Origin of the sequence: Pedobacter sp. Leaf216 (genome assembly GCF_001421515.1) — a bacterium.
Classification (GTDB): Bacteria; Bacteroidota; Bacteroidia; order Sphingobacteriales; family Sphingobacteriaceae; genus Pedobacter.
This window is the reverse complement of the sequence record NZ_LMKM01000001.1, coordinates 20,066-42,048: the sequence shown is the minus strand read 5'-3', so window position 1 is coordinate 42,048 and position 21,983 is coordinate 20,066. Positions and strand designations below refer to the sequence as shown.

Below are 21,983 nucleotides of genomic sequence, written 5' to 3'. Positions count from 1 at the left end.
AAATTAAACACTTGATAAATAAAATTTTGTGTTTTCTTTTTTAAGGCAAATTTGTATCTTGCGCCCTCTTAAAAAAGAACTAAATAAATTTATAATTACAATATGGGATTAATGACATTTTTGCGTAACCGTGCGGGCTATATCCTGGTCTTTGCTATAGGTTTTGCAATTGTTGCATTTTTAGTAGGTGATGCAATTAACGTGGGTAAACCTTTTTGGTCGGCAAATCAAAAGGTAGTAGGTTCTATTGATGGTAACGATATCAATATTGATGAGTTCGGACCAAAAGTTGATCAAGGTGTAAACCAGATGAAACAACAATATGGCGGTAGTGCAAATGCACAGATGACTGCCATGGCTGTAGACCAGGCCTGGAATGCAGAATTGGCTAAAGTTTTATTAACCAAAGAATATGACCGTTTAGGTTTAACGGTATCGGAAGATGAACTTGTGGATTTATTACAAGGCCAGAACCCTAGCCCGCTGATTAAACAATATTTCTCTAACCCTCAAACCGGGCAGTTGGATCGTGTAACGCTGATGAACTTTCTTAAATCGAAAGAAGCTCAAGCCATACAACAATCCAATATGTTGCAGGAAGAAATTAAAAACCAGGCGTTACAAACCAAATACTCTAACCTGATCCGTAATTCGGTTTATGTAACTTCATTAGAGGCTACTGATGAATATAACAACCGCAACAAACTGGCTAATTTTAAATATGTAAGTTTAGATTATGCATCTATACCTGATAAGTCGGTTAAAGTAACGGATGCAGATTATAGCGAATACTATGATCAGAATAAAGCGCGTTTCAACAATCCACAGGAAACCCGTGCTTTCGAATATGTTACTTTTAGTATCAGTCCGAACAAAGCAGATTCATTAGCCATTAAAACTCAGGTTGATAAAATTGCTGCTGATTTCCAGGTGGCTAAAAACGATTCACTTTTCGCTGCAATCAATTCAGACGTTAAGGTTCCGTTTACCTATATTACTAAAGGTAAATTAGATCCAGCTGTTGATTCAGCAGTGTTTGCTTTACCTGCCGGAAGTTTTTATGGTCCTAAATTAACAGGTAACTCATATAAAATCATTAAAGTTGTTTCTACCCGCATCTCTCCTGATTCGGTAAAAGCAAGCCATATCTTAATCGATCCGGCTAAAGTTGGTGGTGAAGATAAAGCAGTTAAATTGGCTGACTCATTAAAAGGATTAATTTTAAAAGGAGGCAACTTTGCTGAACTGGCTAAAAACTATAGTGTAGATGGTTCGAAAGATAAAGGTGGTGAATTGCCAACTTTTGCACGTGGTGCGATGGTACCTGAATTCGAAAATGCTGCATTTGATGGTAAAGCCGGAGATATTAAAGTGGTAAAATCCCAGTTCGGATACCATATCCTTAAAATCGAAAAACAGATCGGTTCATCTAAGGTGGCTAAGTTGGCTTATGTAGAAAAAGCATTGGCAGCAAGTAGCAAAACCCAGGCAGCAGCTTATAAAGCAGCAAGCAGTTTCTTAACAGATGTAAAAGGTAATGATTTTAGCAAGTTTGCAGCACAAAAAGGATTGAAAGTTGCTGTTGCTGATAAGGTTGCTCCAACTCAAGGCTTTGCTGCAGGACTGGATAACCCACGTAAATTGATTCAGGATGCTTATGCTGCTGAAAAAGGTGATGTTTTGCCAGAAATTTATACCATGAGCAATGCTTACGTAGTTGCCCGTTTAACATCAATCAGTCCAAAAGGCATTTTAGCTTTAGATGATGTGAAAAAAGAAATTGAGCCAATGGTAATCAATGCTGTTAAAGCAAAATTATTAAAAGAAAAGTTGGCTAATGCTGGTAAAGCAAGTTTAGATCAAATTGCATCAAAAGTAGCGCGTCCGGTTAATCCAGTTCAAAATGTTGTGTTTGCTAACCCTGTAATTCCGGGTGTGGCACAAGAAAATGCATTGGTGGGAAGTGTTTTTGGTTCTCAACCAGGTAAAGTATCAGCCCCTGTGCAAGGTGAGCGTGGTGTTTATGTATTTTCTGTTGATGGATTTACAAACCCTGCACCAATTGCAAATATGTTCAAGCAAAAAGAAAGCATGTTGTTAAGTTTAGGCCAGCGTTCATTAGGATCTGCTTTCCAGGCTTTACAGGAAAATGCGAAGATAAAAGACAATCGTGTGAAATTCTATTAATTAGAAATTCCGTAATTTTGTAACCGTTCCGATGATCAGTCGGAACGGTTTTTTTATTTAAGGCCATGGATATTCAGGAAAACATTATTAATAAGGTAGCCAATAGCGGTTTGATCACTTTAAACCTTGAAGATTTTTATCATAAAGGCGAGCGGGTATTATACGATATCGTAGATAATCTTTTTCATGGCTTAATGCTGAGAGAGAAAGATTTCAGGGAATTTATCAAAAATCACGACTGGACACAATACGAGGGAAAAAATGTAGCCATTACCTGCTCTGCAGATGCAATAGTTCCTACCTGGGCTTATATGTTACTGGCCAACCGATTACAACCCTATGTCAATGAAGTGGTATTTGGCGATTTAAATACCCTGGAGGCTGTATTATTTGCCAAAGCGCTTGGTAAAATTAATCCACAGGATTATGCAAATGAGCGTGTGGTGGTAAAAGGATGCGGGGATATCGATGTTCCGGTTTCTGCTTATGTGGAGGTTACCAATCTGCTAACCCCGGTTGTAAAGAGCATTATGTTCGGCGAGCCCTGCTCTACTGTTCCGGTATATAAGCGAAAAGATTAAATTTTGGTTTGCTTTTTGTATATCTTCATTGGTGAAAGAATCTGACCAGTTGTTTAAGACGTTTCTTTCATTGATACACACAAATGAATACAAAAGCATGAAGAAAGCAATAATCACCCTTACGATAGGTTTGTTTAGCCTTTTCGCAACAGCGCAGGAACTTCCACTGAAAAAGGAAGCCGTATTTCAGGAGGGAGAAGTTCTTCAATATAAATTAAGGTACGGATTTATTACTGCAGCGGAAGCTACGATTAAGGTAGCCAACTCAGATTTAAAATTTGATAATAAGCCTACCTATAAACTTTCCGTTGATGCACAGACCTCAGGCACTTTCGATGTGTTTTACAAAATAAGGGACCATTATGATTCCTATATTGATAAAACAGATTTGTTGCCGTATTTTTATCAGGAGAATATTCGCGAAGCCAGTTATAAACGGCAGGATAAGGCCAGGTTTAACCAGGATGCTAAAAAAGTGGTTTCCAACAGAGGAACATTTACCACGCCAACGACGCAAACTTTTGACCTGGTTTCTGCTTATTATTTTGCCCGGAGCCTTGATATCGGTAAAATCAAAACAGGTGACAAGTTTAAGCTGAACTACTTTTTAGGAGATGAGATTTCAGCATTGGAAGTGGAGTATGTCGGGAAAGAAACCATTAAGAGTAAATTGGGAAATATCCGTTGCCTTAAGTTTAGTCCCTCAATTAAGCCGGGTAGAATATTCAAAAAAGACAGTAGATTATACCTTTGGGTGACAGATGACGGAAACCGTGTGCCTGTAAAGGCACAGGTAGAGATACTGGTTGGTGCAGTAACGATGGAATTAAAATCGGCCAGTGGGCTGAAATATGCTTTAGCAAAAGAATAATGATGATAGAAGTTGAACAGGTGCTGGTGCACGAGGATGTATTGAAAGAAAATTTCGTTTGTAATTTAAGCAAATGTAAAGGAATATGTTGTGTGGAGGGTGATTCTGGTGCGCCATTGGATAATGATGAAAAGGCTGTTCTTGAAGAGATTTATCCTAAAATTAAGCACCTGCTAAATGAAAAAGGCATTAAGGCGATTGAAGAACAGGGTGTTTATGTGGTAGATCAAGACGGCGACCTTACCACGCCTTGTGTAGATAAAAATAAAGAATGTGCTTATGTGCTTTTTGAGGGTGGCATTACCAAATGTGCGATTGAAAAAGCGTATGAGCAAGGTATTGTAGATTGGCAAAAACCGATTTCGTGCCATTTATATCCCATCCGGATTACCAAATACCCGGAGTTTGATGTGTTAAATTACGACCGCTGGCATATTTGCCATGATGCCTGCACTTTCGGCCGGGAACTGAAAGTTCCTGTTTACAGCTTTTTAAAGGGTCCACTTATCCGTAAGTATGGAGAAGAGTGGTATAAGGAATTGGAAGCTTCGGTTGCTGCGATGTAGTCAAAAAGTGGTTTGAAGCTAATCAAAATTCTAAAATGGTTGAATGTCAATTTGTAATGATATCGAAAAATTTCGGATAATGCTATTATAGTTGGTAATACTTATTGGTTGCTACAAGATCTTTTTCATTCTTTACCATTTTTCAAAATTACCTTCTTCTCCGTCTCTTTGAATCATCCGTACTTTGGATTTTCTGTCCCGGGTATATGAGTCCGCCTCACTTTTAAAATATTCCTCTTTGATCGATTATTCCATAAACTACGCAATCCTCAATTATAAATGAATGAAGCAGATCAATTTGGTGTACGTTGTCTTTTCTAAGCTAATAAAATCTTAACAAATTAGCGCAAGCGTGAGAGAAATAACCGATAGGTATTGTTATGGGTATTGTCAATAACCAAGAAAAAGGGGATTGAGGCAGCGCCATTTTATTTTTCAATGATGATATAGGATTTGTGTCTCAGGATTCAAATCTTAAACGATAAAGATTCCTTCTCGAATCCATCAGAAAAAATATTCAATAGTTATGTGCATTCAAAAATATTCTAAATGGTGGGTTAACATCATTTAGAATGCCTTAAATATGGCTCAGTACGCACTAATGGATTTAAATTGCCAGACTAGCTCTTGTGTGCGAAATCTTCAAATATTGCTCTACTTCAGATTAGATTAAAAATCAATAGGTATTCCCATAGGTATTGTCAATAAATTTCAGCATTCATCACGAATTTTATTGGGGTTAAGGTATAGCCCTTCCTTTTTAATCTTAAAAAATGATTCTGTGATGAAAAAATCATATAAAGAGAATGAGTTGCGTAATCAAAAATTGATTTGCTGCGTTACCGAAGAAGAGTTTCATGCGATAAAAAAAGACATTACTAAACTTGGTTTGACGATGTCTGAATATCTAAGGAGAATATTATTTGATAAAAGAGCACATCTTTTAATAGACTCAGCTTTTTTGGTGGACTGGATGGATAAAATTGCGGTTGAATCGGATTCATCTTCTCTAGCGCTCCAAAGTGTTTTGCAACGATATGGTGAAACAATGATTGAACGGCCCGGTGCTGAGGAGTTGATTAAGCTGATCGCTAAATGGACCTCATCTAAGCGGGATATAGCAAGGTACATGAAGAAGCTTATTGCGCTCATTGGAAATAATTGATGTAGTCATTCATATCCATATAAATGATTGTTGAGTTTCTTTCTTCCAATAGCAAGTTTGCTGCCGTAAAGTATAATAACGATAAATTATCCTGCGGTAAAGCAGAGTTAATGGCTGTCAGGAATTTTCAGGCGCTTAGCCCGGTATCCAAACCCAGAGCTGCAGATTTTAAAGCCTATCTGCAAATGATTGGTTCACTCAATCCAAAGGTTAAAAATAAACAGCTTCACCTAAGTATTATGGCAAAAGGAAACTCACGTAGTAAAGCTGAACTGACTGATATCGCTCATCAATGGTTAAAAAGGATGGGCTATGGAGACAATCCATACCTGATTTACTTTCATAACGACAATCCAAACAATCATGTTCATATTGTTTCAGTCAGGGTGTGCAAGAATAGAAAAGCGGTTCCGACGCGGTATGAAAAATTCAGGTCATCGGTAGTGCTCCATGAATTGATCGGTCATGACCCGTTGGCCCAGGCTGAGCGGGATGCCACAAAAGCGCTGGCTTATGGTTTCAATAGTTTAGACCAATTTCAAATCCTTTTGAAAAACATGGGTTATTCTGGCTATATGAGAGATTCTGCGCTGCACATGGTGAAACATTCCAGAACGCTGCATGCTGTAAATCTTGATGTTATTAACAATCGAATCCAGCAATATCACCCCAGCCCCATTCCAGTTCATGCACTAAACAGCGTATTTAAAACATTGTTGAAAATCGTTTCCGGTAATCCCACTCGTCATCCGTCCTTCTGGCATGCTTATCTAAGGCAAGCCTATAAGTCGGAGCTAAGCATTTTACTAAGTGAGCAGCTGAAAATTGATATCATTTATCACCGTAAGAATAGAGAAATTGTGGGGTTCACAGTGATCAATCATGAAATGAAGCTCGTGCATGATGGCAAAGAAATTATTGATTTGAGTATCCTCTCTAAAAGCTTGGAAAATCCAGAAGGATATATAGATGGAGATAAGGTCATCTTTTTTAAAACGGATGAAGTCCAAAACAAAATATCTGAATCGATAGAAAAGGAAAGTATTTATTCTGAAAAAAATCAGAATGATTGGGAAAAGGGCAGAAAAAGAAGATAGATAAGTTTATATCTACTATGGATGTGACATCGTCTACTAAAACCCTATAAACAAAATGGAGATTTAATATTCCTATCTTAATATGCTCCCTATTTCTCCATATTTTGGAAAATAGGTTGCACCAAAATGCAAAATAAGTTGTATTTCATGCAAATCTAGCTTACTTTAGCTGAATTGAAAATCATATAATAACTGTGAAAAAAATCTTAATCACTGGTGGTGCGGGCTTTATTGGCTCACATGTAGTACGCCGTTTTGTAAATAACTATCCTGGCTACGAGATCGTAAACTTAGATAAACTTACTTATGCAGGTAATCTTGCTAATTTAACCGATATTGAAAATAAACCAAATTACAGATTTGTAAAAGAAGATATTACGGATGCTACGGCGATGTTCGATCTGTTTAAAACAGAAAACTTTGATGCAGTTATTCACCTGGCCGCAGAAAGCCACGTAGACCGTTCTATTTCTGACCCCACTGCTTTCGTGATTACCAATGTTATCGGCACCGTTAATTTATTAAATGCGGCCCGCGAATATTGGAAAGGTGATTACGATAAAAAACGTTTTTACCATGTAAGCACCGATGAGGTTTATGGTGCTTTGGGCGAAGAAGGTATGTTTACTGAAACTACCGCATACGATCCGCATAGCCCGTATTCTGCATCGAAGGCAAGTTCTGACCATTTTGTACGGGCTTATCATGATACTTATGGTATGGATTGTGTGATTTCGAACTGTTCAAACAATTATGGTTCTCATCATTTCCCTGAGAAACTGATTCCTCTGGCCATTAACAATATCAAAAATAAAAAACCAGTACCCGTGTATGGTAAAGGTGAAAACGTTCGCGATTGGTTATGGGTTGAAGACCATGCCCGTGCAATTGATGTGATTTTTCACAATTCAAAAACTGGCGACACTTACAATATTGGTGGCCATAATGAATGGAAAAATATCGATCTGATCAACTTGCTTTGTACCATTATGGACGAGAAATTGGGTCGTGAGGCAGGTGAATCGGCTAAGCTGATTACTTATGTAACCGACCGTGCTGGGCATGATTTACGTTATGCCATTGATTCGAGCAAGTTACAAAATCAGCTTGACTGGGTGCCAAGCTTACAGTTTGAAGAAGGATTGGCCAAAACTGTAGACTGGTATTTACAAAATGAAGACTGGTTAAACAATGTTACTTCGGGTAATTATCAATCTTATTACGAGCAACAGTACAGCAGTAAATAATGGAAATTGAACAAACAGGGTTAAAAGACTGCCTGATTATTAAGCCAAGGGTATTTGAGGACCCAAGGGGTTATTTTTTTGAGAGTTTTAATCAAAATACTTTTGAGGAAAAAACAGGTTTATCCGGGCGGTTTGTTCAGGATAATCAATCTTATTCGTCTTATGGGGTTATCCGAGGCTTACATGCTCAAACCGGAGAATTTGCACAGGCCAAACTGGTGCGTGTAACCAAGGGTGAGGTATTGGATGTTGCTGTAGATGTACGCCCAAGTTCTCCAACTTATGGGAAACACGTTGCTGTGCGTTTAAGCGCAGAAAACAAATTGCAGTTGTACATCCCTAGAGGCTTTGTACACGGCTTTTCTGTATTGAGTGAAACCGCAGAGTTTTTATATAAATGCGATAATTTTTTTAATAAAGCTTCGGAAACAGGGGTGATTTATAATGATGCGGATTTAAATATCAATTGGTTAATCCCTGAAGAAGACCAGGCTATATCTGATAAAGATCTTCTTTTAAAACCTTTTTCAGCTTTACAGCATATATGAGTAAAATATTAGTAATTGGTGCCGGCGGACAGTTGGGCCAATGTTTAAAAACAGTTGCTGAAAGAAGAGGAATTACGGAAATTGTTTTTCCTGCAGAGCAGGATGCCAATATTTTAGATGAAAGCGGTTTGCATAAACTTTTAGCGGTAGTAAAACCTGGTTTTGTAATTAATTGTGCGGCTTATACTGCTGTTGATAAAGCAGAGGATGAAACTGAGCTGGCTAAAGCCATTAATGAAACGGGTGCTGCTTACCTGGCTTCGGCCTGTTTGGCCAATGGAGTAACTTTGGTTCATGTATCAACCGATTTCGTTTTTGAAGGCAATACCTTTAAGTTGCTAAGGGAGGATGATGAAGCAAAACCGATCAACGTTTATGGGTTAACTAAATTGGATGGTGAGCTGGCTGTAGCTGCTAAACTGCCCAATCATTTTATTATCCGTACGAGTTGGTTGTATTCTGAATATGCCAACAATTTTGTTAAAACGATGTTAAAACTTGGTGCTGATCGTGATGAGCTGAATATTATTGCTGATCAGGTGGGTACCCCTACTTATGCTATCGACCTGGCAAATGCTATTTTTGCTATTATCGATTCTTCATCAACTGCTTATGGTGTATATCATTATAGTAATGAAGGCGTAACCTCATGGTTTGATTTTGCAAAGGCTATTTTTGATATCAGCGAAACTATGGTTAAGGTTAACCCTATCCCTGGATCTGACTACCCAACCAAAGCGATCCGACCAGCATTTTCGGTGATGGATAAATCTAAAATAAAAAGTACATTTAACCTTGAAATTCCTTACTGGAGAACTAGCTTGGTTGAATGTATATCAAAAATTAAAGCTCAATAATTATTAATGGTTAACTGTTTAAATTGTTTAAACCTGTTAATTGTATTTTAAAAACTGATTAACAAATATGAAAGGTATAATCTTAGCTGGCGGCAGCGGAACACGTTTGCATCCTTTAACGCTTGCCTGTAGTAAACAGATGATGCCGGTTTATGATAAACCGATGATTTATTACCCCCTATCTACCTTAATGTTGGCTGGGATTAAAGAAATCCTAATTATTTCTACCCCACATGATCTCCCTAATTTTGAGAAGTTGTTGGGTGACGGGGCAAGTTTAGGCTGTAAATTTAGTTATGCTGTACAAGCAGAACCAAACGGTTTAGCACAAGCTTTTGTTATTGGGGAAGATTTTATCGGCAAGGATAAAGTGGCCCTGGTATTGGGCGATAATATTTTTCATGGTGACGGAATGGCTAAATTGTTACAAGCCAGTTCTGATCCGGATGGTGGTGTAGTATTTGCCTATCAGGTAGCTGATCCTGAACGTTACGGTGTGGTTGAGTTTGATGCGGATAAAAATGCTATTTCAATTGAAGAAAAACCAGTTGAGCCAAAATCTGATTATGCGGTGCCTGGATTGTATTTTTATGATAATGAAGTTGTGGAAATTGCAAAAAACATTAAACCTTCTCCACGTGGAGAATACGAGATTACTGATGTAAACCGTGTGTATTTAGAACGAAATAAATTAAAGGTTGGTGTGTTGAGCCGGGGTACTGCCTGGTTGGATACAGGTACTTTTACTTCTTTAATGCAGGCGGGTCAGTTTGTTCAGATTATTGAAGAAAGACAAGGATTGAAAATAGGTTGTATTGAAGAAATTGCCTACCGCATGGGCTTTATTGATGCAGCACAACTTAAGGCTATTGCTACGCCATTGGTTAAAAGTGGCTATGGTAGTTACCTGCTAAAACAGATTAAGTAAAAGGTTAATATAGTTTAACAACGCATTAAAATAAATCTCCAGTTGATACGATGGTATTGGTTGGAGATTTTTTGCGTTTGTTGTTCGCGAGGCTAATCGTATTGCATGAGATTCCCGCCTCCTCGGAGGACGAAAATTATAGTAGAATTATGAATAAGTAATATCATAAATTAACTTCTCCTACAAAATCTGCAGTCTTTGCCATACAAGAGACAGTTCCTTTAAGCATTACGTTGCTCTTATCTGTTTGATATTATTTTTTTGTTTGTGAGCTTTGTGGCTTACGATTTCTAGAGTTGAATCAGGTACAATTAAAGCTTTTACTGATTTATCTTATCTTTGGCCAATTACCGAAAGAAAAAATGACTACACAAAAGCAGATTGCTATTATTGGGTTGGGTTATGTTGGCTTACCCCTAGCTATCGAATTTGCTAAAAAATATGATGTTATTGGTTTTGATACCAATGAAAACCGGGTGGCTGAGTTAAATAATTTACAAGACCGAACAAATGAAGCCGACCTGGAAGATCTAAGAAATGTAGTTGCTGCATCTGCACCAGGTTTAACATTGAGTGCCAATATAGCCGACCTGGCAAAATGCACGATCTATATCGTTACGGTACCGACTCCGATCGATCATCTTAAACGGCCAGATTTGCAACCTTTACTTGCTGCCAGTAAAATGTTAGGTATTGTCCTTAAGCCTGGTGATATTGTCATTTATGAATCTACTGTTTATCCGGGTTGTACTGAGGATGATTGTGTTCCTGTTCTAGAGAAAATATCGGGTTTGAAATATAACATCGACTTTTTCTGTGGTTATTCACCAGAAAGGATTAATCCGGGAGATAAAATTAATACGCTAACTAAAATCAAAAAAGTTACCTCGGGCTCTACTCCTGCAATTGCTGTTGAAATTAATCAACTTTACGCTTCCATTATTACCGCCGGCACACATTTGGCCCCAAGCATTAAAGTTGCTGAAGCATCTAAAGCGATAGAAAATGCACAGAGGGACGTGAATATTTCTTTTGTAAACGAACTGGCCTTAATTTTCGACCGGATGGAGATTGATACGACTGATGTGTTGGCTGCTGCTGCTACCAAGTGGAATTTTTTAAATTACAAACCTGGTTTGGTTGGGGGGCATTGCATTGGTGTAGATCCTTATTACCTGGCGCATAAATCGGAAGCTATGGGTTATAAACCTGAAGTGATTTTATCTGGACGAAGGGTAAACGATAATATGGGGATGTTTGTAGCTAATAAGGTGATCAAAATGCTGGTTGCCAGAGATAAAGTTATTAACGGTGCCAGCGCGCTCATCCTTGGTTTTGCATTTAAGGAAAATTGCCCCGATACGCGCAATACCCGCGTAATTGATATTTATAAAGAGCTCAAGTCATTCAGTATGAATGTTGATGTGTATGACCCCTGGGCCAATGCAAATGAGGTGAAAGCGGATTATAATATCGATCTGATCGAAAGGAGTGAATTTAAAGATTATGATGTGGTGATTTTAGCTGTGGCGCACAAACAGTTTTTAGAACTGGATTATGCGGGATTTAAGGATAATGGGACTGTTATTTTTGATACAAAATCTTACCTACAACGAAGTTTAGTGGATGCCAGGTTGTAAATAGGATAAGTAGTAGTAAGTTGATTGCTGTTAATAGTGCAGAACTCAACTAAAAGATCTACTTTTTGTCTCATTTCCTCTACTCGTAAATTTGTAATTACTATCTTTATTCTAAATTTGAATGTTAAGGTTCACTCTGTATAATAATTTTGGCTTTTAATGGTTACAGATTAATAATAATCATCCCGATTTTGTTCTAAATGATGTTCTATTTACATGGATTTTTAATGATTTTATATAATCCTTACCATTTTTTATAATTGTATGTTAAGCTTTTTTACAAAAAAAAATAAGGTTACCGATATTTCTTGGCTTGGTGTTGATATTCATTCGCATATCTTGCCTGGTGTTGATGATGGATCACAAAATGTTGAGACTTCATTACGTTTTGTTAAATCACTTCAAGAGTTAGGGTTTCATCAGCTGATCGCTACTCCTCATATTTATCAAGAATTGTATCCAAATAATAGGGAGACGATATTTAAAGCAAAAAAACTGCTCCAAATGGAAATGGATAAAGCGAATATATTAATTAAGCTTAGTGCAGGTGCAGAATATATGATTGATCAGGATTTTAAAATGGATGGTAAACTTTGTAGCCTCGATCAAAAGCATTTATTGATTGAGATGTCCTATTTAAACGAAAGCCCAGGAATTAGCCAAACCATTTTTGATTTAGAGATCAAAGGTTACAAACCTATTTTGGCTCATCCTGAACGCTATACGTTTTATTTTAAGGATAAAAGTAGACTGAAAAGGTTTAAAGAGAAAAATTGTTTATTCCAGCTTAATATCTTATCTATTTTAGGATACTATGGTAAAGAAGTGAAACAGCTAGCTGAGACATTAATCAAGGAAAAAATGTATGATTTTGTTGGTACTGATTTACACCATGATAAACATCTGAATACATTAACTGAAGCAGTTCATTCAGGGAAGCTTTTTGACCTAATTGGCAATTATGAGTTCAAAAATCAACAAGTATTTTCTTCTGTGTTAGCTTAGTAATGGCTAAAATAAACAATTGTTAAATAACTTAAAATATTATTAACTCTAAGAGAGTGACAGATAATCCTCGCAACGGTTTTCTTCTTTTACAATTAAATGATTAAGTTTGCAACCGGTTTGAAATGATTTTTAGCATTTTGAACGGATATATACCTATGAGTAATAAGAATAATGTAATTAAAGGGCTGAGATACTTGATATTTTCTGCAGTAGTAGCTCTTACCACATCCTGTGTAAGTAATAAAAAAATAGCATATTTTCAGGATATTCAGTCTATTAAACAAGCTAAATTAGATAGTGCAGCTATTTTCACAGAGCCTGTAATACAGTCTGACGACATTCTAAGTATAAATATTTTTACGCTCAATCCACAGAGTGGGGCGATAGTTAACCAAGCGGCAAGCAACACTGTTTTAGGTGGAGGTGCTAACACAGCAGTTGCTGCTCAGCAAGTTTCAGGTTTTTTAGTTGATAGGAACGGTGATGTAGAGCTTTCTCTTATCGGAAAAGTTAAGGTAGCAGGTTTGACAACTTATCAAGCACGCGAATTGATAAGAGAAAAAGCTGCGGCTGTTTACAAAGAACCGAATGTCCAATTAAGATTTGCAAATTTTAAAGTTAGTGTTCTTGGTGAGGTTAATTCACCCTCCGCTTACACTTTGCCTAATGAGAAAGTAAGTATATTGGATGCGCTTAGTCTTGCTGGTGATTTGACGATTTATGGTAGAAGAGATAATATTTTAATTGTCAGAGATAATAATGGTAAAAAAGAGTTTGTTAGACTAGATTTAAATAGTAGCAAGGTATTTAATAGTCCATTTTATTACCTGAAGCAGAATGATGTTGTATATGTAGAGCCAAACAAACGCAAGGTATCTGCCTCTAACTCTGCCCAAGTACAAACGATTGGCGTGATTGCTTCTGTTATTTCAGTAATTGTGCTTGCCATTTCTAGTTTTAAATAGATCCCGTATAAATTATAATGAATAATCTAACCGAAAGAAATATGGTTTCCCATATAGAAGAAGAGGATAGCATCAATATTAAAGATATAATAAACAAATTACTAAATAAGTGGCCTTGGTTTGTTATAAGTATTTTTGTATGTTTATTAATAGCTTTTATATATGGGAAATATACCGCTCCAACCTATCAAATTAGAGCTAAGCTTATCGTTAATGACGATGAAAAGGGTGGTAATCTAGGTAAGCAAGCTAGTTCTCTAATGGATTTAGGAGGGCTTATGGGATCAAAAAATTCTGTTGATAATGAAGCCGAAATTTTAAAAACTCGTTTTTTAATGGAACAGGTTGTTAGGGATATGCAATTAAATGTTGTTTATTCAAAAAAAACTGAGTTTTTTGTACGTGAACTTTATAGATCTCCTATTAGCCTAGTTTTCATTAAAAGTGTTGATACAATTAATGCTACTGACTTTAAGGTAATAAAAGTTGCTACAACTAAACTAAAAATTACTAGCCGGGACTTTGCAAAAACAGTTGCATTTGGCGAAAAATTTAACGTTCCAGGAGTAGGGATAATCCAACTAATAGAAAACTCCGGGTTTAAAATGGATGAAAGTGAATACTTTATAAAAGTTAACTCTATTGATACTCGAGTTGCATCACTCATGAAACAGCTTAGTGTTACAGTAAGTAATAAACAAGTCAGCATAATCGACTTGGGTTTATCTTACCCTGTGCCGGCGAAGGGAGAGGATATTTTGAATACACTCATTAATAGATATACACAGTCTAATCTAAGTGATAAGAATGCTGTAGCTGATAGTACTTATCGTTTTATCAAGGAACGTCTTAATGTTATTGCCGCAGAATTAGGTGACGTTGAAAATAACGTGGAAAGCTTTAAGCAAAGGAATCAATTGGCAGACATGAGTGAGCAGGGTAAACTTCTAGTGCAGAATACTGGCGAATTTAGTACGGATCTGGCAAAAGCGGAGACTCAAGTAAGCGTGCTAAATGATCTGGAGAAATATCTGACTGATGAAAATAATGTGAAGCGGGTTTTTCCGTCAGCACTAATACCAACCGATATGGTTTTCTCTAATTTAATGAGCCAATATAATGCGCTTTTAATTGAAAGAGAAAAACAACTGTTAAGTGTAACTGAAGAAAGTCCATTCATTCAAAATATCGATACTCAGATAAAGGGATTGAAAAGTGATATACTTTCAAATGTTCAGAGTAGTAAAAGTTCAGCCATACTGACTAGAAACAGGCTTAAAAGTCAGTTGTTAAAAGCAGAGGGTAAAATTTCAGGAGTTCCGGAAGTTGAGAAAAATTATTTGAAGTTAGCTAGAAACCAACAGATCAAGCAAGAGCTATACATCTTTCTAATGCAGAAGGCGGAAGAAACAAATATTTCAAAAACAGCTAATATTTCAATTGCAAAAACCATTGACCCGCCAAAATCTGAACTATTTCCAATTGCCCCTAAAAAAAATATAGTTTATACCATTGGGTTAATTATTGGCATTTTGCTTCCTATAATAATAATTTTTAGTCAAGCATTATTCAATACAACTGTTACTACTAAGGATGAAATCGGTGGATTGACGCAAGTTCCAGTAATTGGCGAAATAAATCATAACGAAAGTGATGATAATTTAATTGTAGCAAATCAAGGAAGATCGGCCATATCTGAACAATTTAGGGCACTAAGGACTAATCTTTCATTCTATTTAAAGAATAACAACGAAAAGGTTATTCTTCTTACATCTAGTATGAGTGGTGAGGGAAAATCATTTACGGCAATAAATCTTGGTAATATTCTTGCACTGGCAGGTAAAAAGGTATTATTAATGGAGTTTGACCTGAGAAAACCTGGTCTTTCGGCAAAATTGGGCATTGATAACTCGGTTGGCTTTAGCAATTATACAATTAGCCCTGAAATCAAAGTTACTGACATTGTTAAGCCATTAACGATAAATAAAAATATGTTTATTATCTCTTCAGGTCCACTACCGCCAAACCCTGCTGAAACATTATTAAGTGAACATACACCTGGGCTGATCGAAGAATTAAAAACTCAATTTGATTATATTATAATGGATGCTCCTCCTATCGGAATTATAACTGATGCACAATTGCTATCTATATACGCCGATGTAACACTTTACTTAGTGCGTCAAAAGGTTACACAAAAGAATCAACTAAACATAGTTGAAGAATTGTTTACAAGTGGTAAAATGAAAAACTTAGGTATAGTTGTGAATGATATCGATACCAAACTTTATGGCTATGGTTATGGCTATGGTACCTACGGGGAAAATAAAAAGCCTAATTCATTAACTAAGCTTAAAAATATATTTAAAAATTCGTAGAAAAATGAAAGTTGCACTAATTACGGGTATAACAGGACAAGATGGAGCATATCTAGCGGAACTGTTGCTAGATAAAGGTTATATGGTCCACGGAATTAAAAGAAGAAGTTCTTTGTTTAATACAGATCGTATTGATCATCTTTATCAAGATCCACATGATGATAATGTTAGGTTTAAACTGCATTATGGAGATTTAACCGATTCGACTAATTTAATCAGACTTGTTCAAGAGGTGCAACCAGATGAAATTTATAATTTAGGTGCAATGAGTCATGTAAAGGTGTCGTTTGATTCACCTGAATATGTTGCTAATGTGGACGGAATCGGAACTTTACGGATATTGGAGGCAGTTAGAATCTTAGGCTTGGAAAAAAAGACTAAGGTTTATCAGGCATCCACATCTGAATTATATGGTGGGATGCCAGAAAACAAAAATGATAAGGGATTTTATGATGAAAATTCACCTTTCTATCCACGATCACCATATGGGGTAGCAAAGATCTATGGCTTTTGGATTACTAAAAATTATCGCGAGGCGTATGGTATGTTCGCTTGTAATGGTATATTGTTTAATCATGAAAGCCCTTTAAGAGGTGAGACTTTTGTGACTCGTAAAATCACCCGTGCGGTTGCTAAAATAGCCCAAGGTCTACAGAAGAAATTATTTTTAGGCAATCTGGATGCGGAACGTGACTGGGGGCATGCTAAGGACTACGTTGAGGCCATGTGGAGGATATTACAGCAAGATATTGCAGAAGACTTCGTAATTGCTACAGGCGTGACTACGAGAGTTCGTGAATTTGTGCGTTTGGCCTTTGCTGAAGTTGGGATAACAATTAATTTTACTGGAGAAGGCGTTGAAGAAAAAGGTATCGTATCCGCATGTTCAAATCCTGAATTTCAAGTTGAGATTGGAACGGAGGTTGTAGGGGTTGACCCTACTTATTTCCGTCCTACAGAGGTTGATTTGTTGATTGGAGACCCTACCAAATCAAAAACTAAATTAGGATGGGAACCTAAATATGATTTGGCTGCATTAGTAAAAGAAATGGTGGCGGCTGACGTGGATCATTTCAGGAAAGAATCACTATTGAAATCTCATGGTTATACCATTAAAAATCAATACGAATAATGTCTGAATTGTATTTTCACGATAAAAATGCAAAGGTGTATATAGCGGGGCATCGAGGAATGGTTGGCTCGGCAATACTTAGAAAATTACAAAAAAAAGGTTTTACTAATCTTGTTTTCCGTACTTCAGCAGAACTTGATTTAAGAGATCAACGCGCTGTAAAGGTTTTTTTTGAGGATGAACGGCCTGACTATGTTTTTTTAGCTGCTGCTAAAGTAGGCGGTATTGTTGCTAATAATACTTATAGAGGAGATTTTATTTATGAGAATCTCATGATTCAGAGTAACATTATCGAGTCATCAAGAAGTGTTGATGTGAAAAAATTGATGTTTTTGGGTTCATCATGTATCTATCCAAAAATGGCTCCTCAACCCCTCAAAGAAGAGTATTTGTTAACAGGTGAATTGGAGCCTACCAATGAGCCTTATGCGATTGCTAAGATTGCAGGAATTAAGATGTGTGATGCCTATCGCCAGCAATTCGGTTGTAACTACATATCTGTGATGCCCACGAATCTTTATGGTTTGAATGATAATTATCATCCTGAGAACTCGCATGTATTACCTGCTTTGATCAGAAGGTTTGATGAAGCTAAAATTAACAATTTATCATCTGTAAGCATATGGGGTAGTGGCTCTCCAAAAAGAGAGTTTTTGTATGCTGATGATCTTGCAGATGCATGTATTCATTTAATGAGGAATTATAATGATGCTGGTCTAGTAAATATAGGCTGTGGTGAAGATTTAAGTATTAAGGAGTTGGCTTTTATGATTAGGGATGTCGTTGGCTTTCATGGTGAAATTAATTTTGATACCAATAAACCAGATGGTACACCAAGGAAGCTAATGGATGTTTCTAAATTAACTAATCTTGGATGGACTTATGCGACCACTTTAGAAAAAGGGCTAAGATTGGCTTATGAAGATTTTAAAAACAAAAAGAATTAATTAAATGAAAATTGGGATATTAGGAGCTGGTATTTCCGGCCTGAGTATAGGACGAATGCTGTCCAAGCAACATGATGTTGAATTACTTGAAAGGCATTCAATACATGGTGGAATTGCGAGAACAAAAACTATCGAAGGTGTTGCATATCATCCTGTAGGTGGGCATTGCTTTAACTCCAAATATCCTGATGTAATGGACTTTGTTTTTAATGAAGTTTTGCCAAAAGACAGCTGGCATCAGGTTCAACGTAATGCCGTAATAAAATTAAGGGGAGAAGAGGTTTCTTATCCCATAGAGTACGCAATACAACAGATTCATGACTTTGCGCCAGAGCTAGCAATTGATATTACTAAAGATTTTTTGAGCGCAGAGGACGATAATGTTTATGAAAATTTGGAAGACTGGTTTAGAAAAAAATTCGGTAATACATTAGCGGAAACTTACTTTATCCCTTATAATTCTAAAATTTGGAATAGGCCTCCGAGTGAAATGAGCCCTGCTTGGGTAGATGGAAAATTGCCTATCCCGAATAAGGAATCATTTTTTAAGGGTTTAATTAGTAATGAGAGTGACAAAATGCCACATGCAAGTTTTTACTACCCAGATACTAATAATCAAAATACTTTTATAGATAAGTTAGCAGAGGGCTTAACAATTTTAACTGACTTTACTGTAAATACAATAGAAAAGAAAGGAAAAAAATGGCTTGTAAACGGGGAAAAAGAGTATGATTTAGTGATAAGTACATTGCCTTTAAACATATTGCCACATTTAATAAAGGATACTCCTGATGAAGTTTTAGATGCAGCAGATAAATTACGCTATAATAAAGTAACTACCATGTTCTGGGAAACTGAAGAAACAGATAGAACCTGGACTTATATACCTGAATCGTACAATTTTTTTCATAGATATATTCATATTGGAAGTTTCTTCAAGCCAAAGAAAAATTATTCAATGTCGGAGGTTGTGGGAGAGAAGACCAAGGAAGAGATGATAGAGAACGGTAAAAAAGATAGTTTTTTGAAAAGACCTATTGATTATAATGTTTCAGAACATGCCTATGTAGTTTTTGATGAGAATTACGATTCAGCGACAACTGCTGTTAAAAAATATCTTCAAGATATTGGCCTTCATACCCTAGGTAGATTTGGTGAGTGGCAGTATTACAATATGGATGTTTGCATTAAAAGCAGTTTAGACCTAGCACAAAAAATAAATTTGGCCTAAATGATAAAATGAGTTTAAAAAAGAACGTAATAAGTAATTTTATACTTACTTCATCAACAATATTATTTCCTTTAATTACGTTTCCATATGTAACAAGGGTTCTTTCAAGTAATGGTTTAGGCAGTATATTTTTTATTGATGCATTTTCGCAATATTTCATCATTTTGTCTTCTTTAGGTATACCATTCTATGGTGTTAGAGAAATTGCAAAACATAAACATGATGTAAAAAGAAATTCTGATCTAGTTGTAGAGCTTGTAATATTACAATTTTTCTTGGCACTTACTTGTTGCTGTATTTTTTTTGCCCTACATTTTTTTATCCCAAAATTGGGCTCTCAAATTAGTTTAATACAGATTGCATGTTTATCAATCTTGTCAAATTCATTTTTGATCGAGTGGTACTATCAAGGAATAGAAAATTTCAGTTACATAACCAAAAGATCATTAATAATCAAAAGCCTTAGCGTAATAGCAATATTGGTATTGGTTAAGCAGCAAGATGATTATATTCTTTATTTTTTAATTCTTTCATTGCTAGTATTTGCAAATTCATTTCTTAATTTTTACAATTTCTATAAACATTTCTATAAGGGATGGCCTGAGAGATTAAATTTGTCAATTCATCTTAAACCACTATTAGTTCTATTTAGCATAAATGTTTCTATAAGCGTATATACTGTTTTAGATACAGTTATTTTGGGTTTTTTTACAACACCAGTAGCGGTTAGTTTTTACAACGTACCCTTGAAATTAGTAAAGATGTTTTGGCTGCTAATCGCTGGTATAGGAACAGTATTAATTCCACGGATGTCAGTGTTACATGCCAATAAAAACAATGAAGCGATTAGGGATCTAATGGCGAAGTCAATTAATGTAATATTCTTAATTGCTTTACCTTTTTCTTTTTTTTGTGTTGTTTTTCCTAAAGAAATTTTAACTATAATTTCCGGTGAAAAATATTTGCCAGCTATCAATGTATTACGAATTCTATCTTTAATTCCTCTAATCATCGGGTTATGCAATGTTTTTGGAACACAATATTTATTACCTATTGGGCAAGAGAGAAAAATACTACACGCCACTATTTTAGGACTTATTGTGAGTCTTACGGCTAACTTTATATTAATTCCGATTTATAGTTTTACAGGGGCAGCAATTTCTTGTTTGTTAGCAGAACTAACCGTTTGTATATATATATATATATGGGCAAGAAAGAATATAGCTATAACTTTTGACTATAAACTATTGTCTCTAATTGTTTTATCTTTACTACCAAGTTTTTTATTTACTCTTGGCCTCAAGAACTACTTATCGTCTCTATCAATGATGGCTTTATCAATTTTTGTATATATAGTTAGTTTTATATTATTCCAGTTACTATTGTTTAGAAATAAGTTTGTTGATGAAATAGTATCTAATATTTTGAAGTTTAAAAAGTAAATTATTTATGCAAATTAGCTTAGTATCAACAGTATTTAATGAAAGTAGTCGTTTAGAAAAAACTATAGCTGACCTGGAAAGTCAGACTGTAAAACCTTCTGAAATTATCATTACCGATGCTGGATCTTCTGATGGAACTTACGAAAAACTTTTAGAATGGAGAGATACCTCAAACATTCCTATTATTGTATTACAGAAACATCGCTGTAATGTAGCAGAGGGACGTAATCTTGCCATTAGAACAGCAAAGTATGATATTATTGCAAGTACGGATTTTGGCTGCCGCTTTACTAATAAATGGCTTGAATCAATTACTAATCCTCTTTTAAATCCTGAAGTAATGGTTGTAGGTGGAAGCTTTAGTGTTATTGAGGCCGATCAAAATTCACTCGCAGCTAAAGCTGCATATATTAATAATAATGGCTATAATATCAATGTTAAAGCTGCCAATTTTATACCTTCATCTAGATCAATAGCTTACAGACGAGAAGTATTTGATAAAATAGGGGGATATTGCGAATGGTTAACTTTAGCGGGAGATGATTTTATATTTGGATTGGAGGTGAAAGCTTCAGGGTACAAAATTTTAATGGTTGATGAAGCTAATGTTTTTTGGGGACGTCACGTTTTGCCTATAGGCTTTTTGAAAGAAGCTGGAAGATATGGTTTGGGAGAAGGAGAGGCCAAATCAAATGTATCAATGTTATTTAAGCATTTAATATCTCTATCCTTTCAAGTTCTTTTTATTGTTCTTTTAATTTTTAATATAACATTTTATATCCTTGAAAAGGATGTAAATATTATTGCTATTGTTATCAACTTAATGCTTGCAATAGGATTTAAATCATATATATCAACTTTTTTAAATTGGCTCCGATTTAGATCTGAAAAATATAATTTTAAAGTTTTAATATTTGCTTTTTATCAACAGCAAATGATTAAATATTACTATATAAAAAGTTATTTAAAAGGTTACTTTAATACTTCAGAAAGAGTGGTTGATAATTCAATCGAACTTAAAAAGAGACTTAATGGAAAAATAAAGCCATAGTTGATTATTTAATATGGAAAGCAAAGTAATTCTATCAATTGTTTTAATACTTGAAGAGAAGACCTCGTTAATTTTTGACCATTTGGTCGAAAGTATACTTATGTCTGAGAAAAAAATCGAGTTAATTGTGTTAGGGGCTAAA

19 protein-coding genes are annotated in these 21,983 nt (G+C 35.7%); all 19 read left to right on the top strand.

Features of this window, described 5'->3' with window-relative positions:
* Positions 1-102: 102 nt before the first annotated feature.
* The 19 genes from ASE74_RS00175 (at position 103) to ASE74_RS00085 (ending at position 21,841) form a co-directional block, all read left to right on the top strand.
* On the top strand, positions 103-2,187 hold the full coding sequence (locus ASE74_RS00175; protein ID WP_055902606.1) for a SurA N-terminal domain-containing protein: 2,085 nt from the start codon (positions 103-105) through the stop codon (positions 2,185-2,187).
* A gap of 65 nt (positions 2,188-2,252) precedes the next feature.
* A complete protein-coding gene (locus ASE74_RS00170) occupies positions 2,253-2,768 on the top strand; it encodes a DUF2480 family protein (protein ID WP_055902603.1) in 516 nt (171 codons plus the stop codon).
* Between the two features lie 97 nt (positions 2,769-2,865).
* Positions 2,866-3,639: a DUF3108 domain-containing protein gene (locus ASE74_RS00165; protein WP_055902598.1), complete on the top strand. Its 774-nt coding sequence runs from the start codon at positions 2,866-2,868 to the stop codon at positions 3,637-3,639.
* Positions 3,640-3,641: 2 nt separating this feature from the next.
* The gene (locus ASE74_RS00160) at positions 3,642-4,205 is read left to right on the top strand and encodes a DUF3109 family protein (RefSeq protein WP_055903073.1); all 564 of its coding nucleotides are present in this window, start codon (positions 3,642-3,644) and stop codon (positions 4,203-4,205) included.
* Positions 4,206-4,989: 784 nt separating this feature from the next.
* On the top strand, positions 4,990-5,370 hold the full coding sequence (locus tag ASE74_RS00155) for a hypothetical protein (protein ID WP_055902595.1): 381 nt from the start codon (positions 4,990-4,992) through the stop codon (positions 5,368-5,370).
* A gap of 23 nt (positions 5,371-5,393) precedes the next feature.
* Entirely contained in the window at positions 5,394-6,467 is a 1,074-nt protein-coding gene (locus ASE74_RS00150) for a relaxase/mobilization nuclease domain-containing protein (protein ID WP_055902592.1), read from the top strand.
* A 194-nt stretch (positions 6,468-6,661) separates the two neighbouring features.
* Complete coding sequence (gene rfbB / locus ASE74_RS00145) at positions 6,662-7,714, top strand: dTDP-glucose 4,6-dehydratase (protein ID WP_055902589.1); 1,053 nt, start codon at positions 6,662-6,664, stop codon at positions 7,712-7,714.
* A complete protein-coding gene (gene rfbC / locus ASE74_RS00140) occupies positions 7,714-8,262 on the top strand; it encodes a dTDP-4-dehydrorhamnose 3,5-epimerase (RefSeq protein ID WP_055902586.1) in 549 nt (182 codons plus the stop codon). The genes rfbB and rfbC overlap by 1 nt, the downstream gene beginning before the upstream one ends.
* The gene (gene rfbD / locus ASE74_RS00135; protein ID WP_055902582.1) at positions 8,259-9,119 is read left to right on the top strand and encodes a dTDP-4-dehydrorhamnose reductase; all 861 of its coding nucleotides are present in this window, start codon (positions 8,259-8,261) and stop codon (positions 9,117-9,119) included. Before rfbC ends, rfbD begins: the two co-directional genes overlap by 4 nt.
* Before the next feature lie 67 nt (positions 9,120-9,186).
* The gene (rfbA, locus tag ASE74_RS00130; RefSeq protein WP_055902580.1) at positions 9,187-10,047 is read left to right on the top strand and encodes a glucose-1-phosphate thymidylyltransferase RfbA; all 861 of its coding nucleotides are present in this window, start codon (positions 9,187-9,189) and stop codon (positions 10,045-10,047) included.
* A 362-nt stretch (positions 10,048-10,409) separates the two neighbouring features.
* Entirely contained in the window at positions 10,410-11,687 is a 1,278-nt protein-coding gene (locus ASE74_RS00125; protein ID WP_055903071.1) for a nucleotide sugar dehydrogenase, read from the top strand.
* A 264-nt stretch (positions 11,688-11,951) separates the two neighbouring features.
* Positions 11,952-12,692 (top strand): tyrosine-protein phosphatase, encoded by a 741-nt coding sequence (locus ASE74_RS00120; RefSeq protein ID WP_055902577.1) that lies wholly within the window; start codon positions 11,952-11,954, stop codon positions 12,690-12,692.
* 158 nt (positions 12,693-12,850) lie between these two features.
* On the top strand, positions 12,851-13,660 hold the full coding sequence (locus ASE74_RS00115; RefSeq protein ID WP_082458600.1) for a polysaccharide biosynthesis/export family protein: 810 nt from the start codon (positions 12,851-12,853) through the stop codon (positions 13,658-13,660).
* 17 nt (positions 13,661-13,677) lie between these two features.
* Positions 13,678-16,038, top strand: coding sequence for a tyrosine-protein kinase (locus tag ASE74_RS00110; RefSeq protein WP_055902574.1), 2,361 nt, complete (start codon positions 13,678-13,680; stop codon positions 16,036-16,038).
* A 4-nt stretch (positions 16,039-16,042) separates the two neighbouring features.
* On the top strand, positions 16,043-17,170 hold the full coding sequence (gene gmd, locus ASE74_RS00105) for a GDP-mannose 4,6-dehydratase (protein ID WP_055902571.1): 1,128 nt from the start codon (positions 16,043-16,045) through the stop codon (positions 17,168-17,170).
* Positions 17,170-18,117: a GDP-L-fucose synthase gene (locus tag ASE74_RS00100; RefSeq protein ID WP_055902568.1), complete on the top strand. Its 948-nt coding sequence runs from the start codon at positions 17,170-17,172 to the stop codon at positions 18,115-18,117. Before gmd ends, ASE74_RS00100 begins: the two co-directional genes overlap by 1 nt.
* Before the next feature lie 4 nt (positions 18,118-18,121).
* Complete coding sequence (locus ASE74_RS00095; RefSeq protein WP_055902565.1) at positions 18,122-19,348, top strand: NAD(P)/FAD-dependent oxidoreductase; 1,227 nt, start codon at positions 18,122-18,124, stop codon at positions 19,346-19,348.
* Positions 19,349-19,356: 8 nt separating this feature from the next.
* Positions 19,357-20,790, top strand: coding sequence for a flippase (locus tag ASE74_RS00090; RefSeq protein WP_055902562.1), 1,434 nt, complete (start codon positions 19,357-19,359; stop codon positions 20,788-20,790).
* Positions 20,791-20,797: 7 nt separating this feature from the next.
* Positions 20,798-21,841 carry a glycosyltransferase gene (locus ASE74_RS00085; RefSeq protein ID WP_055902559.1) on the top strand — a complete coding sequence of 348 codons (1,044 nt, stop codon included), beginning with the start codon at positions 20,798-20,800 and terminating at the stop codon, positions 21,839-21,841.
* The last annotated feature ends 142 nt before the right edge of the window (positions 21,842-21,983 follow it).

Excerpts from the sequence above, each read along its gene's own strand:
- ASE74_RS00175 (WP_055902606.1), top strand. The coding sequence starts at position 103 with ATGGGATTAATGACATTTTTGCGTAACCGTGCGGGCTATATCCTGGTC.
- ASE74_RS00170 (WP_055902603.1), top strand. The coding sequence starts at position 2,253 with ATGGATATTCAGGAAAACATTATTAATAAGGTAGCCAATAGCGGTTTG.
- ASE74_RS00165 (WP_055902598.1), top strand. The coding sequence starts at position 2,866 with ATGAAGAAAGCAATAATCACCCTTACGATAGGTTTGTTTAGCCTTTTC.
- ASE74_RS00160 (WP_055903073.1), top strand. The coding sequence starts at position 3,642 with ATGATAGAAGTTGAACAGGTGCTGGTGCACGAGGATGTATTGAAAGAA.
- ASE74_RS00155 (WP_055902595.1), top strand. The coding sequence starts at position 4,990 with ATGAAAAAATCATATAAAGAGAATGAGTTGCGTAATCAAAAATTGATT.
- ASE74_RS00150 (WP_055902592.1), top strand. The coding sequence starts at position 5,394 with ATGATTGTTGAGTTTCTTTCTTCCAATAGCAAGTTTGCTGCCGTAAAG.
- rfbC (WP_055902586.1), top strand. The coding sequence starts at position 7,714 with ATGGAAATTGAACAAACAGGGTTAAAAGACTGCCTGATTATTAAGCCA.
- rfbD (WP_055902582.1), top strand. The coding sequence starts at position 8,259 with ATGAGTAAAATATTAGTAATTGGTGCCGGCGGACAGTTGGGCCAATGT.
- rfbA (WP_055902580.1), top strand. The coding sequence starts at position 9,187 with ATGAAAGGTATAATCTTAGCTGGCGGCAGCGGAACACGTTTGCATCCT.
- ASE74_RS00125 (WP_055903071.1), top strand. The coding sequence starts at position 10,410 with ATGACTACACAAAAGCAGATTGCTATTATTGGGTTGGGTTATGTTGGC.
- ASE74_RS00120 (WP_055902577.1), top strand. The coding sequence starts at position 11,952 with ATGTTAAGCTTTTTTACAAAAAAAAATAAGGTTACCGATATTTCTTGG.
- ASE74_RS00115 (WP_082458600.1), top strand. The coding sequence starts at position 12,851 with ATGAGTAATAAGAATAATGTAATTAAAGGGCTGAGATACTTGATATTT.
- ASE74_RS00110 (WP_055902574.1), top strand. The coding sequence starts at position 13,678 with ATGAATAATCTAACCGAAAGAAATATGGTTTCCCATATAGAAGAAGAG.
- gmd (WP_055902571.1), top strand. The coding sequence starts at position 16,043 with ATGAAAGTTGCACTAATTACGGGTATAACAGGACAAGATGGAGCATAT.
- ASE74_RS00100 (WP_055902568.1), top strand. The coding sequence starts at position 17,170 with ATGTCTGAATTGTATTTTCACGATAAAAATGCAAAGGTGTATATAGCG.
- ASE74_RS00095 (WP_055902565.1), top strand. The coding sequence starts at position 18,122 with ATGAAAATTGGGATATTAGGAGCTGGTATTTCCGGCCTGAGTATAGGA.
- ASE74_RS00090 (WP_055902562.1), top strand. The coding sequence starts at position 19,357 with ATGAGTTTAAAAAAGAACGTAATAAGTAATTTTATACTTACTTCATCA.
- ASE74_RS00085 (WP_055902559.1), top strand. The coding sequence starts at position 20,798 with ATGCAAATTAGCTTAGTATCAACAGTATTTAATGAAAGTAGTCGTTTA.